We start from the raw sequence: 15,832 nt of genomic DNA, 5'->3' as shown, positions 1-15,832 counted from the left end.
GAGTTGAGTAATCTCTCTCTGGATTTTGCCCCTTCAAATGCGTTTAAACCGCTGGCCGCCAGAATGCGGCCTACGACGCTTCAGGAGTATATCGGCCAGCAGCATCTGCTGGCCCCTGGCAAACCGCTGCCGCGGGCGATTGAAGCCGGGCAGCTGCACTCGATGATTCTGTGGGGACCGCCGGGCACCGGCAAGACCACGCTGGCAGAGATCATCGCGCACTACGGTAATGCTGATGTGGAACGCATCTCAGCGGTCACGTCAGGCGTAAAAGATATTCGTGAGGCAATTGAGCGCGCCCGGCAAAACCGCCACGCCGGCCGCCGCACTATCCTGTTTGTGGATGAGGTCCATCGCTTCAATAAAAGCCAGCAGGATGCCTTTCTGCCACATATCGAAGATGGCACCATCACATTTATCGGTGCTACCACGGAAAACCCTTCGTTTGAACTCAACTCTGCACTGCTGTCGCGTGCGCGCGTCTATCTGCTCAAATCACTGACGACAGAGGAGATTGAGCAGGTGCTGACGCAGGCGATGGAAGACAGCACTCGCGGCTATGGTGACAGTGATATCGTGCTGCCTGACGCCACGCGCCGGATGATTGCCGAACTGGTAAGCGGTGACGCGCGCCGTGCGCTGAATACGCTGGAAATGATGGCGGATATGGCAGATGTCAGCGCGCAGGGCAAGCGGGAGCTGACGCCGCAGCTGCTGACCGAAGTGGCTGGCGAGCGTGCGGCGCGCTTTGATAACCAGGGCGATCGCTTTTACGATCTCATCTCGGCGCTGCACAAATCGGTGCGCGGCTCTGCGCCCGACGCGGCGCTCTACTGGTACGCCCGGATTATTACCGCCGGCGGGGATCCGCTCTATGTCGCACGGCGTCTGCTGGCTATCGCCTCGGAAGATGTCGGAAATGCCGATCCGCGCGCCATGCAGGTAGCCATTTCAGCCTGGGACTGCTTTACGCGCGTCGGGCCGGCAGAAGGCGAGCGTGCGATTGCGCAGGCGATTGTCTATCTGGCATGTGCGCCGAAAAGCAACGCAGTGTACACGGCTTTCAAAGCGGCGCTGCGCGATGCGCGCGAGCATCCTGATTACGATGTGCCGGATCATCTGCGTAATGCGCCGACAAAGCTGATGAAAGAGATGGGGCTGGGTAAAAGCTATCGCTATGCGCATGATGAACCCAACGCCTATGCGGCCGGCGAAGTCTTTTTCCCGCCGGAAATGCGCGATGTCCGCTATTACCATCCTGTGCCGCGCGGACTGGAAGGAAAGATCGGTGAAAAACTCGCCTGGCTGGCTGAGCAGGATGAAAATAGCCCGATAAAACGCTACCGCTGATAAACGCGTTACGGTAAGGTGAGTAAGGAATTCATTGCATTCCAGTGGGATGCAACCCCTCATTTTTCAATCAACCTTTTATTACACAGGATAAGCATGCTCGATCCCAATCTGCTGCGTAACGAGCCAGACGCAGTCGCAGAAAAACTGGCACGCCGGGGATTTAAACTGGATGTGGATACGCTGCGCTCCTTAGAAGAGCGCCGTAAAGTACTGCAGGTCGAAACCGAAAATCTGCAGGCTGAGCGTAATGCCCGATCCAAATCCATCGGCCAGGCAAAAGCCCGTGGGGAAGATATCGAGCCGCTGCGTCAGGAAGTGAATACGCTGGGTGAACGTCTGGATGCGGCAAAAGCGGAACTGGATGTGCTGCAAAATGAGATCCGCGATTTTGCGCTGGCGCTGCCCAATCTGCCAGCTGATGACGTTCCTCTGGGTAAAGATGACAGTGAGAATCTGGAAATCAGCCGCTGGGGCGAGCCGCGCCAGTTTGATTTCCCGGTAAAAGATCACGTAGAGCTGGGTGAATCTGTCAGGGGGCTCGATTTTGCCGCCGCTGTTAAACTGACCGGCTCTCGCTTTATCGTCATGCAGGGCCAGATTGCGCGTCTGCATCGCGCTCTGAGCCAGTTTATGATCGATCTGCACACGCAGGAACATGGCTACCTGGAAACCTATGTGCCGTATCTGGTTAACCACGATACGCTGTATGGCACCGGGCAGCTGCCAAAATTTGGCGAAGATCTGTTTCACACCAAACCGCTGGGTGAAGAAGCGGGTAGCAGCAACTATGCGCTGATCCCTACCGCGGAAGTGCCGCTGACCAATCTGGTGCGTGATGAAATCGTTGAAGAAGAGAGTTTGCCGATCAGGCTGACCGCACACACGCCCTGTTTCCGCTCTGAAGCGGGTTCATACGGCCGCGACACGCGCGGGCTGATCCGTATGCACCAGTTTGATAAAGTGGAAATGGTGCAGATTGTGGCGCCGGAAACCTCTATGGATGCGCTGGAAGCGCTGACCGGTCATGCGGAGAAAGTGCTGCAGCTGCTTAATCTGCCATACCGTAAAGTGCTGCTCTGCACCGGCGATATGGGCTTTGGCGCGGTTAAAACCTACGATCTCGAAGTCTGGCTGCCGGCGCAGGATACCTATCGTGAAATCTCTTCCTGTTCCAACATGTGGGATTTCCAGGCGCGTCGTATGCAGGCACGCTGCCGCAGCAAGAGCGATAAAAAGCCGCGTCTGCTGCACACGCTGAACGGATCGGGTCTGGCGGTGGGGCGTACGCTGGTTGCGGTTCTGGAAAACTATCAGCAGGCTGACGGCCGCATTGCCGTACCGGACGTACTGCGTCCTTATATGGGCGGTCTGGAGTATATCGGCTGATTGCCCGCTGATAAAAAGAACCCGGCACTGGCCGGGTTTTTTATGGGCGATGCCGTTCACAGCAATCCGATTTTGCTGCAAAGCTATCACAAATAAACGTTATCGAAGAGGAATAGCAGTTAAGCGCTAAAAATCTGTAAATTCATAGCGATAGATTTTAATTCCGCTCTGGCGATGATGCTTCTAACCTCCTGAAGATAAAAAAAATAAATTGTTCAGCAGCAAATTGTGCGGTGCTGTTTTTCTGTTCGTTGACTTTCCATTTTCCAGTGGCAAACTGCGCGCAATTCTCGCTTCTTTCCATTGGTTTTATCCTTATGCTTACCTGGTCGCGCCCCGTCCTGCTGCTGCTCTGCGGCTTAATGCTGATGACGGTTTCTATCGCTGTGCTTAATACGCTGGTGCCGCTCTGGCTTGCCCATGAGCAGCTGCCTACCTGGCAGGTAGGGATGGCGAGTTCCGCCTATTACACCGGGAATCTGGCGGGTACGCTGCTGGCTGGCTGGCTGATTGCGCGCTACGGCTTTAATCGCTGCTTCTATTTCGCCAGCGTGCTGTTTGCCCTGTCGACGATGGGAATGGTGCTGCTGGAAGGCTTCTCCAGCTGGACGCTGCTGCGCTTCAGCGCCGGCGTGGGCTGCGCGCTGATCTGGGTAGTGGTTGAAAGCGCTCTGCTCTGCAGCGGTACGGTGCGTAACCGCGGTCAGCTGCTGGCTGCCTATATGATTGTCTATTATCTCGGTACGGTAGCCGGGCAGCTGCTGGTCAGCAGCGTGTCCACTGAACTGCTGCACGTGATCCCCTGGGTCACGGCACTGATTGTCTGCGCTATGCTGCCACTGCTTTTTGTGCAGGTGAGCACGGCCGGAGAGAGCGAAGAGGCGTCCACTACGCGTATCTGGAGCATGCTGCGCCGCCGCAGTTCACGTCTGGGCATCAATGGCTGCATCATCTCCGGCATTGTGCTGGGCTCGCTCTATGGACTGATGCCGCTCTATCTGTCGCATCGCGGTATGAGTGACGCCTCAGTAGGCTACTGGATGGCGCTGCTGGTGAGCTCCGGTATTATCGGACAGTGGCCCGTCGGGCGTCTGGCCGATCGCTTTGGACGCCTGATGGTCCTGCGCGTGCAGGTGTTTGTCGTGATCCTCGGCGCCGTGGCGATGCTGGGCGATACGGCGATGGCGCCGGCGCTGTTTGTGCTGGGGCTGGCAGGCTTTACGCTCTATCCGGTAGCTATGTCATGGGCCTGTGAAACCGTTGCGCACCATGAACTGGTGGCGATGAATCAGGCGCTGCTGTTCAGCTATACCGTGGGCAGCCTGGTGGGGCCGGCAATGACTTCAATGCTAATGCAGCGTTACTCTGACCAGCTGCTGTTTGTGATGATCGCTGCGGTGGCACTGGTCTATCTGGTCATGCTGCTGCGCAAAGCCGATCATCATGCGACGCCGGTGGCGCACGCCTGACAGGTGTAAATATCAGAGAGCAGGTCGCGCGCGCGGGTCTTAGTACATCACGCTGTGCCCGTAGCCTGCCAGAATCGCTTTAATCCGCTCCATCGTCTCTCTGGCTGGTGGCCTGACGCCAGCCAGCTGGTACGTTTCCCCCATAGCCTCCCATTTATGCTTGCCCAGCTCGTGATAGGGAAGCAGCTCTATTTTTTCCACATTCTGCATGTCAGCGGTAAACCTGCCGAGGCGGTGTGCAGAGTCGTCATCATCTGAATAGCCCGGCACAACCACGTAGCGGATCCAGGTGCGTTTGTTTTTCTTCTGCAGGTAGCGGGCAAAATCGAGCGTGCGGTGATTGGAAACGCCGACCAGAATTTCATGGATCTCATCGTTAATCTGTTTCAGATCGAGCATCACTAAGTCGGTGACCTCCAGCAGCTCATCGATTACCGGATCGTAGCGCCGCACAAAGCCGTTGGTATCAAGGCAGGTGTGAATGCCCGCCTGCTTACAGGCGCGGAACCAGTCGCGCACAAATTCAGCCTGCAGGATCGCTTCTCCGCCGGAGGCGGTCACACCACCGCCTGACGCGTTCATATAATGGCGACAGGCGATCACATCCCGCATCAGCTCTTCAACCGTCGCTGTTTTACCCGCGTGAGTATCCCAGGTATCGCGATTATGGCAGTAGAGGCAGCGCATCAGGCAGCCCTGAAAAAAGGTGATAAAACGGATGCCAGGACCGTCAACGGTCCCGCAGGATTCAATAGAGTGAATGCGACCGACAGCAGACATAGCGATGGTTCTCCGGTTTGGCCTGTTTCAGGCAGCACAATCTCTGTTGTGCTCAGCAGGGAAGTCCGTTTTGCCAGCGTTCCCGCGTCAGCACGCTGGCAAAACGGACTCTGAAGCAGGGCTCCTGTCAGGGAGCCCTGTTTATCATCAGAGTGAGGCAGTGAAGGTCCGGGTAATCACATCCTGCTGCTGCTCCCGGGTCAGCGAGTTAAACCGTACCGCATAACCTGAAACGCGTATGGTGAGCTGCGGATAATTTTCCGGATGCGCCATTGCGTCCAGCAGCATATCGCGATTCATGACGTTAACATTCAGATGCTGACCGCCTTCCAGCGCCGCTTCATGATGGAAATAGCCATCCATCAGGCCCGCCAGGTTTGATTTTCGTACCTCATCATTTTTGCCGAGCGCGTTGGGCACGATAGAGAAGGTGTAGGAGATACCATCTTTTGCATAGGCAAACGGCAGTTTAGCCACCGAAGTCAGCGAGGCCACGGCACCTTTTTGATCGCGTCCGTGCATCGGGTTAGCCCCCGGACCAAACGGCGCACCGGCGCGGCGGCCATCCGGGGTATTACCGGTTTTTTTACCGTATACCACATTTGAGGTAATGGTCAGCACGGACTGGGTCGGCACGGCATTACGATAGGTCTGCAGCCGCTGAATTTTCTTCATAAACCGCTCTACCAGGTCGCAGGCCAGATCGTCTACGCGCGGGTCGTTATTACCAAATTGCGGATAGTCGCCCTCAATCTCAAAGTCGGTGGCCAGCCCATCCGCATCACGCACCGGTTTTACCCGTGCATATTTGATGGCGGAGAGGGAGTCCGCTGCCACTGATAGCCCGGCAATACCACACGCCATGGTGCGATAAACGTCGCGATCGTGCAGCGCCATCAGCGCAGCTTCATAGCTGTATTTATCATGCATGAAGTGGATAATGTTCAGCGCGGTGACATACTGCTTCGCCAGCCAGTCCATAAAGTGATCCATACGCGCCATGACCGTGTCAAAGTCGAGTACTTCATCAGTAATCGGCGCTTCTTTCGGTCCGACCTGCATTTTGAGTTTTTCATCAACCCCGCCATTGATAGCGTACAGCAGCGTTTTAGCCAGGTTGGCGCGTGCGCCAAAGAACTGCATCTGCTTGCCGACAATCATCGGGCTGACGCAGCAGGCGATAGCGTAGTCGTCATTATCAAAGTCAGGACGCATCAGATCGTCATTTTCATACTGCAGCGACGAGGTATCGATGGAGACTTTAGCCGCATATTTCTTAAAGTTGAGCGGCAGCTTCTCGGACCAGAGAATGGTCATGTTGGGTTCAGGGGAGGGACCCATGGTGTACAGCGTATTCAGGAAGCGGAACGTATTTTTGGTTACCAGGGTGCGCCCATCAACGCCCATACCGGCGAGTGATTCGGTCGCCCAGATAGGGTCGCCTGAGAAGAGCTCATCATATTCCGGCGTGCGCAGGAAACGCACCATGCGCAGCTTCATGACCAGATGGTCAATCAGCTCCTGCGCCTGCTCTTCGGTGAGCCTGCCAGCCTGCATATCACGTTCAATATAGATATCGAGGAAAGTAGACACGCGGCCAAACGACATGGCGGCACCGTTTTGCGATTTTACTGCCGCCAGATAACCAAAGTAGGTCCACTGTACCGCTTCCTGTGCGGTGGTAGCCGGCAGCGAGATATCACAACCATATTTTGCCGCCATCGCTTTGATCTGGTCCAGCGCGCGATGCTGTTCAGCGATCTCCTCGCGCAGGCGAATAGTGGCTTCCAGATCCACGCCGTTTTCCATATCTTGCTGCAGCGATGTGAACTGCGCCACTTTGTCCTGCATCAGATAGTCAATGCCGTAGAGCGCAACGCGACGGTAATCGCCGATGATACGACCACGGCCGTAGGCGTCAGGCAGGCCGGTCAGGACGCCTGATTTACGGCAGCGCAGAATATCGGGCGTATAGACATCAAATACCCCCTGGTTATGGGTTTTACGGTAATCCGTAAAGATTTTTTTCAGCGCCGGATCGAGTTCGCGACCGTAGACCTTACAAGAGCCTTCCACCATTTTGATGCCGCCAAAGGGAATAATGGCGCGTTTCAGCGGTGCTTCAGTCTGCAGCCCAACGATGGTTTCCAGAGATTTATCGATATAACCTGCGTCGTGCGAGGTAATGGTTGAAGCCAGATCGGTATCAAAGTCCACCGGTGCATGCGTGCGGTTTTCAATTTTGATCCCTTCCAGCACGCGGTTCCACAGTGCCGTTGTGGCGGGGGTGGCACCCGCGAGAAATGCTTCATCGCCTTCATACGGCGTATAGTTCAGCTGGATAAAGTCGCGTACGTTGACGCGGGTTTTCCACTCGCCGGCCTTAAATCCTTTCCAGGCTGCTGCCATTTTTTCATTCAGTTCGGACATGATATACCTGCCTTATGTAAGGAGACTTTCTTGCCGGACGCATCGCTGCCCCCGGCCGCAATCACGCTGCCGGCGCGGAGCCGCGCAGATAAATAACCCAGTAAGTCAATCCAACCAGCACACCACCGCCAATAATATTGCCGAGCGTAACCGGGATCAGATTGTTGAAAACGAAGTCGCTGAGATTGAGTGCCGGAAACTGAGCGGCAGTGGCGCCGGTGAGCTGCCAGAATTCCGGTGCGGCAAAATCGCGGATCAGGATGGCCATCGGGATCAGAAACATGTTGGCGATGCTGTGCTCGAAGCCGCTGCCAACAAACATCGCCACCGGCAGAATCATGGCAATCATCTTGTCAGTCAGGCTGCGGCCGGAATAGCTCATCCAGACGGCCAGGCAGACCAGCAGATTGGCCAGCGTACCCAGCGCAACGGCCTGTATAAAACTGTGATGCATCTTGTGATCGGCGGTTTGCAGCAGATTAAGACCCCAGGCACCCCCGGCAACCATATGCTCACCCGCCAGCCAGATCAGCATGACGAAAAAGAGCGCGCCGCACAGATTACCGATGTAGACATTGAGCCAGTGACGGGCCAGCTGCAGCCAGCTGATACGCCCGCTGGCTTTAGCCACGACGATGAGCACCGTTGAGGTAAAAAGATCGGCCCCGCATACCACTACCAGCATCAGACCCAGTGAAAAGCAGATGCCCCCGATCAGCCTGGCTATGCCCCAGGGCAGCGGCGCGCTGCCGGTGGTTGCAGTGATATAGAACACAAATGCGATTGAGATAAAGACGCCGGCGGTAATGGCAAGGAAAAAGGTTGTCAGGGGATGTTTAGTCGCTTTATAGACACCCGCTTCTTCAGCAACTTTAGCCATTGCCGCAGGCAGTAAAGCATTAAAGGGGTTGTCAGCTTTCACGCTTACGCTCTCCGTAACAGGTCTGAGGAGATGCTAACAAAGCGGGTGAGCAGCGGAATTGATATGGATCATCTTTGAGCGGAAGAGGAGAAGGAATGCAGCGTCAAAATCATTTAAGCTAATGAATATATTATAAAAAAATAATTTTAAACTTTACATTATTATTTTAATCAGCATTTCATACGGTTAAAAAAACCGGTATGTCCGCCTGGCCATACCGGTTCAGATGAGTCAGCAAATCACGCTGGCGCGGCGGTTATGCAGCGGACCAGTAGCGACGTTTTGCCGCCTGCAGTTTTTCATAGGCTGCCAGCAGCGCCTGATGGGCAGGCAGCGCATGGAGATCTTCATCAATGGCCTGCAGACCATAAAACGGCGCTTCACCGCTCAGCGCAGCGGATGCGGCATCAACTGCCGCCTGGCCATACATGCGGACAAACGCACGATGATACTGCACCGGTTCACGCTCGTCTTCCATGGCCAGCAGCAGCAGCGTCTGCAGACAGCGGTAGTAATTAGCACGCTCCGCGCTGAAAATAGACTGGTTGAACTCCATGGTCCACTCCGTCCAGATCAGAGCCTGATCGAGATCGCCTCCCGCCAGCGCCAGCATCGCTTTCAGCTCGCCAATACGCAGCGTGTACCAGCCATTATCTTTACCGGTGGCAAGGCCCAGCAGCTCACGCACGCGGGTAAAGTCGTCATGACCCTCTTCATCCAGCTGTTCAATGAGTGCCAGATACTCCTCAGGCTGCCACTCACTAGCCGGCAGCGCCAGCAGGGTTTCGCGCAGTGAAGCACCCATGTTGTTATTCGCCAGCAGCAGATCTTCAGCCGGATAGATATCAGACATGCCCGGTACGATAATGCGGCAGGCATACACGTCCAGATGTTCGTAATCTGCGATATAGACTTCTTTATCTTCCGCAGCGAAGATCGCCATCAGCGTAGCGAACTCCTCCTGGGTCGTGCCGGCAAAGCTCCAGTCCACAAACGGATAGTCTGCCTCATCTTTAAACATATCCCAGGAGATCAGGCCGCTGGAATCGATAAAGTGCGTCTCCAGGTTGGCATGTTCAGCCACTTCTTCATCGTCAAAAGTCGGTGGCGTGAAGACATCGAGATCCTTGAGACCCCGACCCTGCAGAAGTTCGGTAACGGTACGCTCCAGCGCCACACCAAAGTCAGGATGGGCACCAAATGAGGCGAAGCAGGTGCCATTGGCCGGATTGAACAGCACCACGCAGATAACCGGATAGTTGCCACCCAGAGAGGCGTCATAAGCGAAGATAGGAAAGCCTTCTGCTTCCAGGCGTCCGATAGCTTCAATGACATCAGGATAACGCTGCATCACCTCAGCCGGAATTTCCGGCAGGCTGATAGATTCAGCGATAATACGGTTTTTAATATGACGCTCAAAAACCTCAGACAGCCCCTGTACGCGCGCTTCATTAGCGGTATTGCCTGCGGACATGCCGTTGGAGACATAGAGGTTGCCGATAATGTTCATCGGGATATAAACAGTCTGCTGATCGGACTGGCGCGTAAACGGCAGGCCGCAAATGCCGCGCTCTGTATTACCGGACTGCAGATCGATTAAATCAGCGGCGCTCAGGCTGTCGTCCGGATCGTAGAACTTACGCAGGCGCGCATCAAGAATGCCTTCAGGCAGGCTTTCATCAGCCGGCAGAGGAAACCACTTCTCATTGGGATAGTGAACAAAATCGCCATTCGCGATGGATTTGCCCAGCCAGAAGTCTGCGAAAAAGTAGTTGGTTGAGAGACGCTCAAAATATTCACCCAGCGCGGAAGCCAGCGCCGCTTTTTTACTCGCGCCCTTGCCATTGGTAAAGCAGAGCGGGCAATCGCGATCGCGAATATGTACGGACCAGACGTGCGGAACCGGATTCAGCCATGAAGCCTCTTCAATATTAAAACCCAGATCCTGCAGCTTCTGCTGGAAACGGGCGATGGAGTCTTCCAGCGCAGCATCTTTTCCTGGAATAAACGTTTGCGTCATAGTGGCGCTCTCTCAAGTCGATAAGGTGGGCGTAAAGCGCGCAATAATACGGGTTTTACCGCAGTGGCGCTATCATCGCCGGCATTTTCTCTCTGCATGACGCCGGTACGGACAGCAGCGGGCCGCTGCCGCGCAGGCCTGGTGCAGCCCGCCTCACAATATCCCGCAGTGCGTTACATTTGTAATATAAGCTGCGGCGGAGCGGGCGCCAGAAATGTGATCGCGGCCGGATAAATGATTGCAGCCGCCCGGAGGCAATGATAAAACCGGGGAGAGATTCATAACCGTTCAAGCTGAGAGTGGTGAGGGGACATGACGCAGGTTTACAATTTTAGCTCCGGCCCGGCAATGCTGCCGGTGGAAGTACTTCGTCGCGCAGAGCAGGAGCTGACCAACTGGCATGGTTTAGGCACGTCAGTGATGGAGATTAGCCACCGCAGTAAAGAGTTTATGGCCGTGGCGGAAGCGGCGGAACAGGATTTTCGCGATCTGCTTAAAATCCCGGCCAACTACAAAGTTTTATTCTGTCACGGTGGCGCCCGCGCGCAGTTTGCGGCTGTCCCGGGTAACCTGCTGGGTGAAGCGACCACTGCTGATTATATCGATGGCGGCTACTGGGCACACAGTGCAATTAAAGAAGCAGAAAAATATTGCACGCCAAACGCGATCGACATCAAAACCACGCTGGACGGCAAGCGCGCACTGCTGCCGATGCGCGACTGGCAGTTGAGCGACAGTGCTGCTTACGTGCATTTCTGCCCTAACGAAACCATTGATGGTCTGGCGATTGATGAAGAGCCCGATTTTGGCGACAAAATTGTGGTTGCCGATCTCTCTTCTACCATTCTTTCCCGGCCGATCGACGTCAGCCGCTATGGCGTAATTTATGCCGGTGCGCAGAAAAATATTGGTCCGGCAGGACTGACGCTGGTGGTGGTACGTGAGGATCTACTGGGCAAAGCACAGCGCCATGTTCCTTCCATTCTTGACTACAGCGTGCTGGCAGAAAACGACTCAATGTTTAACACGCCGCCCACCTTCGCCTGGTATCTTTCTGGTCTGGTCTTTAAATGGCTGAAGGAGCAGGGCGGTATTGGTGAGATGGATAAGCTGAATCAGGCAAAGGCTGAACTGCTCTATGGCACCATTGATAACAGCAGTTTTTATCGTAATGAGGTTGCCAGCGCAAACCGCTCGCGTATGAATGTGCCGTTCCAGCTGGCGGATGCCTCACTTGATGCACTGTTCCTGGAAGAGTCGCTGAAAGCAGGCCTGCATGCGCTGAAGGGCCATCGTGTCGTAGGCGGTATGCGCGCGTCTATCTACAATGCCATGCCGCTGGAAGGCGTTAAGGCGCTGACTGAATTTATGACAGAGTTCGAGCGTCGCCACGGCTAATCTGTGTTTCACGCCAGCTTGTCTGGTATCAGGCCCCGTCACCAGACGGGGTTTCGTATTTTTGGAGATTTCGTTTCACATGCAGGACTCCCTCACTCTTCAACCGATTGCCCGCATCGACGGCACGGTCAACCTGCCGGGTTCAAAAAGCGTTTCAAACCGTGCACTGCTGCTGGCCGCGCTGGCTAACGGCACAACGCGTCTGACTAACCTGCTGGATAGCGATGATGTAAAGCACATGCTTACTGCGCTGCAGGCGCTGGGCGTCAGCTACACGCTTTCTCCTGACCGCACCGTATGCGAAGTCACAGGCAACGGTGGCGCCCTTCATGCGCAACAGCCGCTGGAGCTGTTTCTCGGCAACGCGGGTACCGCTATGCGTCCACTGGCTGCTGCACTCTGCCTGGGCGATCACGACGTGGTATTAACCGGTGAGCCGCGCATGAAAGAGCGTCCTATCGGTCACCTGGTCGATGCGCTACGTCAGGGCGGTGCCAGAATTGATTATCTGGAACAGAGTGATTACCCACCGCTGCGCCTGAACGGTGGATTCAGTGGCGGCGACGTCAGCGTAGACGGCAGCGTCTCCAGCCAGTTCCTGACTGCGCTGCTGATGACGGCACCGCTGGCGCAGCAGGATACCTGTATCACGATCAAAGGCGAGCTGGTCTCTAAACCGTATATTGATATCACGCTGCATCTGATGCGCTGCTTTGGCGTAGAGGTTGAAAACCAGAATTATCAGCGCTTTATTGTGAAAGGCCAGCAGCAGTACCAGTCACCGGGCGATTATCTGGTGGAAGGTGACGCCTCTTCAGCCTCCTATTTTCTCGCCGCAGCAGCCATTCGTGGCGGCACCGTTCGGGTTACCGGCATTGGTCGCAACAGCGTACAGGGCGATATTCGCTTTGCTGACGTGCTGGAAAGCATGGGTGCGGTTATCGAGTGGGGGGATGACTATATCGCCTGTACGCGTGGCGAACTGAACGCCATCGACATGGATATGAACCACATTCCGGATGCTGCGATGACTATCGCGACGACGGCGCTGTTTGCGCAGGGCACAACGCTGATGCGTAATATTTACAACTGGCGCGTGAAAGAAACCGATCGGCTGGCGGCGATGGCAACTGAGCTGCGTAAAGTGGGTGCAGAAGTCGAAGAGGGCCACGATTTTATCCGGATTACACCACCTGCGCAGCTCCGGCATGCGGATATCGGCACCTATAACGATCACCGTATGGCGATGTGCTTTTCGCTGGTCGCGCTGTCCGATACGCCGGTAACAATTCTCGATCCCGGCTGCACGGCCAAAACGTTTCCGGACTATTTCCAGCAGCTGGCAAAAGTCAGCCACGCCTCCTGATAGCCCGATCCGGCGCGCTGGCGCCGGATCGCTTTGTACTCCGCTGGTCTTTCTGCACAGAAATTCATCTGAAAAAGCGCAAACTGTCACCGCTGTCGGTGTGCGGGGGTAACTAACCGGCCGCAGGCAGCGTATACTACTGCGCAATTCAGATAGTCTAAGAGACTGTTAATAAGCAGGCTGTAACAGGAGAGAACAATGACGGTAATCGCCCCGGTAATTACTATCGATGGCCCAAGCGGCGCAGGCAAAGGGACATTATGCAAAGCGATGGCGGAGTCATTGCAGTGGCACCTGCTCGATTCTGGCGCGATCTACCGCGTGCTGGCGCTCGCCGCGCTGCATCACCAGGTAGATATTGAATCTGAAGAGGCGCTGGTACCTATTGCCGCTCATCTTGACGTGCGTTTTCTTTCGGCTGACGGCGAGATGCAGGTGGTGCTGGAAGGTGAGGATGTGACCAGCGCGATCCGCACGCAGGAGGTAAGCAACACCGCCTCACGCGTTGCAGCCTTTCCGCGCGTGCGCGAAGCGCTGCTGCGTCGCCAGCGCGCTTTCCGTGAAGAACCTGGCCTGATTGCCGACGGGCGTGATATGGGCACGGTGGTTTTCCCCGATGCGCCAGTGAAGATTTTTCTTGATGCCAGCCCGGAAGAACGTGCTCAGCGACGTATGCTGCAGTTGCAGAAAAGCGGCATTGATGTTAACTTTGAGCGCCTTTTATCCGAGATAAAGGAACGCGACGACCGCGATCGTAATCGCGCTATCGCCCCTTTAGTGCCTGCCGCTGATGCTCTGGTGCTGGATTCAACCAGCATGTCGATTGAGCAGGTGATTGAGCAGGCGCTTGATTACGCCCGGCAGAAACTGGGTGTATAATCTTTCGGTGACAGAATTGCTGTAACCCTGTACCACGGAACCGGTGCAGGGCATGTGAAACAACCCCATCCGACAGTGACGTCAGGTGGACGTTAAATTGAAGAATCCTAAGATTATCAATATGACTGAATCTTTTGCTCAACTCTTTGAAGAGTCCCTGAAAGAAATCGAAACCCGTCCGGGTTCCATTGTTCGTGGCGTTGTTGTCTCTATCGACAAAGACGTCGTGCTGGTTGATGCGGGTCTGAAATCTGAATCTGCAATTCCTGCAGAGCAGTTCAAGAACGCAGCTGGCGAACTGGAAATCCAGGTGGGCGACGAAGTTGACGTTGCTCTGGACGCAGTAGAAGACGGCTTCGGTGAAACCCTGCTGTCCCGTGAGAAAGCTAAACGTCATGAAGCTTGGATCACGCTGGAAAAAGCTTACGAAGACGCTGAAACTGTTACCGGTGTTATCAACGGCAAAGTTAAAGGTGGCTTCACAGTTGAGCTGAACGGTATTCGTGCGTTCCTGCCAGGTTCACTGGTTGACGTGCGTCCGGTTCGCGATACTCTGCATCTGGAAGGCAAAGAGCTTGAATTCAAAGTAATCAAGCTTGATCAGAAACGTAACAACGTCGTGGTTTCACGTCGTGCCGTTATCGAATCTGAAAACAGCGCTGAGCGCGATCAGCTGCTGGAAAACCTGCAGGAAGGCATGGAAGTCAAAGGTATCGTTAAGAACCTCACTGACTACGGCGCATTCGTTGACCTGGGCGGCGTTGACGGCCTGCTGCACATCACCGACATGGCATGGAAACGCGTTAAGCATCCAAGCGAAATTGTCAACGTGGGCGACGAAATCACTGTTAAAGTGCTGAAGTTCGACCGCGAGCGTACCCGCGTATCTCTGGGCCTGAAACAGCTGGGCGAAGATCCATGGGTTGCTATCGCTAAGCGCTATCCGGAAGGTACCCGCCTGACCGGTCGTGTAACCAACCTGACTGATTACGGCTGCTTCGTAGAAATCGAAGAGGGCGTTGAAGGTCTGGTACACGTTTCTGAAATGGACTGGACCAACAAGAACATTCACCCATCTAAAGTTGTTAACGTGGGCGATGTTGTTGAAGTTATGGTTCTGGACATCGACGAAGAGCGTCGTCGTATCTCCCTGGGTCTGAAGCAGTGCAAATCTAACCCATGGCAGCAGTTCGCAGAGACCCACAACAAAGGCGATCGCGTTGAAGGTAAAATCAAGTCAATCACTGACTTCGGTATCTTCATCGGCCTGGACGGTGGCATCGACGGTCTGGTTCACCTGTCTGACATCTCCTGGAACGCAACCGGCGAAGAAGCCGTACGCGAGTACAAGAAAGGCGACGAAATCGCTGCCGTTGTACTGCAGGTTGATGCAGAGCGCGAGCGCATCTCTCTGGGCGTGAAGCAGTTGGCTGAAGATCCATTCAACAACTACATCACCCTGAACAAGAAAGGCGCTATCGTGACGGGTAAAGTCACTGCAGTTGACGCGAAAGGTGCTACAGTAGAATTAGCTGATGGCGTAGAGGGTTACCTGCGCGCTTCTGAAGCTTCACTGGATCGCATCGAAGACGCGACTCAGGTTCTGAGCGTAGGCGACGACGTTGAAGCTAAATTCACCGGCGTTGACCGTAAGAACCGCGTTGTGAGCCTGTCTGTACGTGCAAAAGACCAGGCTGATGAGAAAGAAGCTATCAACACTGTTAACACTAAACAGGATGAGAGCAACTTCTCTAACGCAATGGCTGAAGCGTTCAAAGCGGCTAAAGGCGAGTAATCGACCCGAAGCACCGGACGATAGTCATATCGTC

12 protein-coding genes are annotated in these 15,832 nt (G+C 54.9%); 7 read left to right on the top strand and 5 right to left on the bottom strand.

What is annotated here, in order from left to right; all coding sequences use genetic code 11:
• The first annotated feature begins 3 nt into the window (after window positions 1-3).
• On the top strand, window positions 4-1,350 hold the full coding sequence (locus FS690_RS05380) for a replication-associated recombination protein A (protein WP_094111487.1): 1,347 nt from the start codon (window positions 4-6) through the stop codon (window positions 1,348-1,350).
• A gap of 96 nt (window positions 1,351-1,446) precedes the next feature.
• Window positions 1,447-2,739, top strand: a complete 1,293-nt coding sequence (serS, locus tag FS690_RS05375) for a serine--tRNA ligase (protein WP_145339167.1) — start codon at window positions 1,447-1,449, stop codon at window positions 2,737-2,739.
• 157 nt (window positions 2,740-2,896) lie between these two features.
• Here the strand turns inward: serS and FS690_RS18350 are convergent, their stop codons facing one another.
• Window positions 2,897-3,043: a hypothetical protein gene (locus FS690_RS18350; protein ID WP_158530719.1), complete on the bottom strand. Its 147-nt coding sequence runs from the start codon at window positions 3,041-3,043 to the stop codon at window positions 2,897-2,899.
• A gap of 13 nt (window positions 3,044-3,056) precedes the next feature.
• Between FS690_RS18350 and FS690_RS05370 the strand changes: the two genes are divergently transcribed.
• Window positions 3,057-4,208 (top strand): MFS transporter, encoded by a 1,152-nt coding sequence (locus FS690_RS05370; RefSeq protein WP_108569199.1) that lies wholly within the window; start codon window positions 3,057-3,059, stop codon window positions 4,206-4,208.
• Between the two features lie 39 nt (window positions 4,209-4,247).
• Here the strand turns inward: FS690_RS05370 and pflA are convergent, their stop codons facing one another.
• From pflA to ycaO, 4 genes are all read right to left on the bottom strand, one after another.
• Complete coding sequence (gene pflA, locus FS690_RS05365) at window positions 4,248-4,988, bottom strand: pyruvate formate lyase 1-activating protein (protein ID WP_039383546.1); 741 nt, start codon at window positions 4,986-4,988, stop codon at window positions 4,248-4,250.
• A gap of 147 nt (window positions 4,989-5,135) precedes the next feature.
• On the bottom strand, window positions 5,136-7,418 hold the full coding sequence (gene pflB, locus FS690_RS05360; protein WP_145339166.1) for a formate C-acetyltransferase: 2,283 nt from the start codon (window positions 7,416-7,418) through the stop codon (window positions 5,136-5,138).
• 61 nt (window positions 7,419-7,479) lie between these two features.
• On the bottom strand, window positions 7,480-8,340 hold the full coding sequence (gene focA, locus FS690_RS05355; protein WP_039383550.1) for a formate transporter FocA: 861 nt from the start codon (window positions 8,338-8,340) through the stop codon (window positions 7,480-7,482).
• A gap of 256 nt (window positions 8,341-8,596) precedes the next feature.
• A complete protein-coding gene (ycaO, locus tag FS690_RS05350) occupies window positions 8,597-10,360 on the bottom strand; it encodes a 30S ribosomal protein S12 methylthiotransferase accessory factor YcaO (RefSeq protein WP_094111483.1) in 1,764 nt (587 codons plus the stop codon).
• A gap of 312 nt (window positions 10,361-10,672) precedes the next feature.
• Between ycaO and serC the strand changes: the two genes are divergently transcribed.
• The 4 genes from serC (at window position 10,673) to rpsA (ending at window position 15,798) form a co-directional block, all read left to right on the top strand.
• Window positions 10,673-11,758 (top strand): 3-phosphoserine/phosphohydroxythreonine transaminase, encoded by a 1,086-nt coding sequence (serC, locus tag FS690_RS05345; RefSeq protein ID WP_039383552.1) that lies wholly within the window; start codon window positions 10,673-10,675, stop codon window positions 11,756-11,758.
• A 79-nt stretch (window positions 11,759-11,837) separates the two neighbouring features.
• Window positions 11,838-13,124, top strand: a complete 1,287-nt coding sequence (gene aroA, locus FS690_RS05340) for a 3-phosphoshikimate 1-carboxyvinyltransferase (RefSeq protein ID WP_094111481.1) — start codon at window positions 11,838-11,840, stop codon at window positions 13,122-13,124.
• A 198-nt stretch (window positions 13,125-13,322) separates the two neighbouring features.
• Complete coding sequence (cmk, locus tag FS690_RS05335) at window positions 13,323-14,003, top strand: (d)CMP kinase (RefSeq protein ID WP_071668700.1); 681 nt, start codon at window positions 13,323-13,325, stop codon at window positions 14,001-14,003.
• A gap of 121 nt (window positions 14,004-14,124) precedes the next feature.
• Window positions 14,125-15,798 (top strand): 30S ribosomal protein S1, encoded by a 1,674-nt coding sequence (gene rpsA / locus FS690_RS05330; RefSeq protein ID WP_052246478.1) that lies wholly within the window; start codon window positions 14,125-14,127, stop codon window positions 15,796-15,798.
• The last annotated feature ends 34 nt before the right edge of the window (window positions 15,799-15,832 follow it).

It is taken from the genome of Pantoea sp. PSNIH1, from assembly GCF_007680655.1.
In the GTDB taxonomy this organism is placed as follows: domain Bacteria; phylum Pseudomonadota; class Gammaproteobacteria; order Enterobacterales; family Enterobacteriaceae; genus Pantoea; species Pantoea eucrina.
Note: the sequence above shows the minus strand (reverse complement) of the source record. Positions and strands in the feature narration are given on the sequence as shown.

Bases quoted from the DNA above. Each gene is read 5' to 3' on its own strand.
- serS (WP_145339167.1), top strand. From the start codon at position 1,447: ATGCTCGATCCCAATCTGCTGCGTAACGAGCCAGACGCAGTCGCAGAA.
- FS690_RS18350 (WP_158530719.1), bottom strand. From the start codon at position 3,043: ATGGAAAGAAGCGAGAATTGCGCGCAGTTTGCCACTGGAAAATGGAAA.
- FS690_RS05370 (WP_108569199.1), top strand. From the start codon at position 3,057: ATGCTTACCTGGTCGCGCCCCGTCCTGCTGCTGCTCTGCGGCTTAATG.
- pflA (WP_039383546.1), bottom strand. From the start codon at position 4,988: ATGTCTGCTGTCGGTCGCATTCACTCTATTGAATCCTGCGGGACCGTT.
- pflB (WP_145339166.1), bottom strand. From the start codon at position 7,418: ATGTCCGAACTGAATGAAAAAATGGCAGCAGCCTGGAAAGGATTTAAG.
- ycaO (WP_094111483.1), bottom strand. From the start codon at position 10,360: ATGACGCAAACGTTTATTCCAGGAAAAGATGCTGCGCTGGAAGACTCC.
- serC (WP_039383552.1), top strand. From the start codon at position 10,673: ATGACGCAGGTTTACAATTTTAGCTCCGGCCCGGCAATGCTGCCGGTG.
- aroA (WP_094111481.1), top strand. From the start codon at position 11,838: ATGCAGGACTCCCTCACTCTTCAACCGATTGCCCGCATCGACGGCACG.
- cmk (WP_071668700.1), top strand. From the start codon at position 13,323: ATGACGGTAATCGCCCCGGTAATTACTATCGATGGCCCAAGCGGCGCA.
- rpsA (WP_052246478.1), top strand. From the start codon at position 14,125: ATGACTGAATCTTTTGCTCAACTCTTTGAAGAGTCCCTGAAAGAAATC.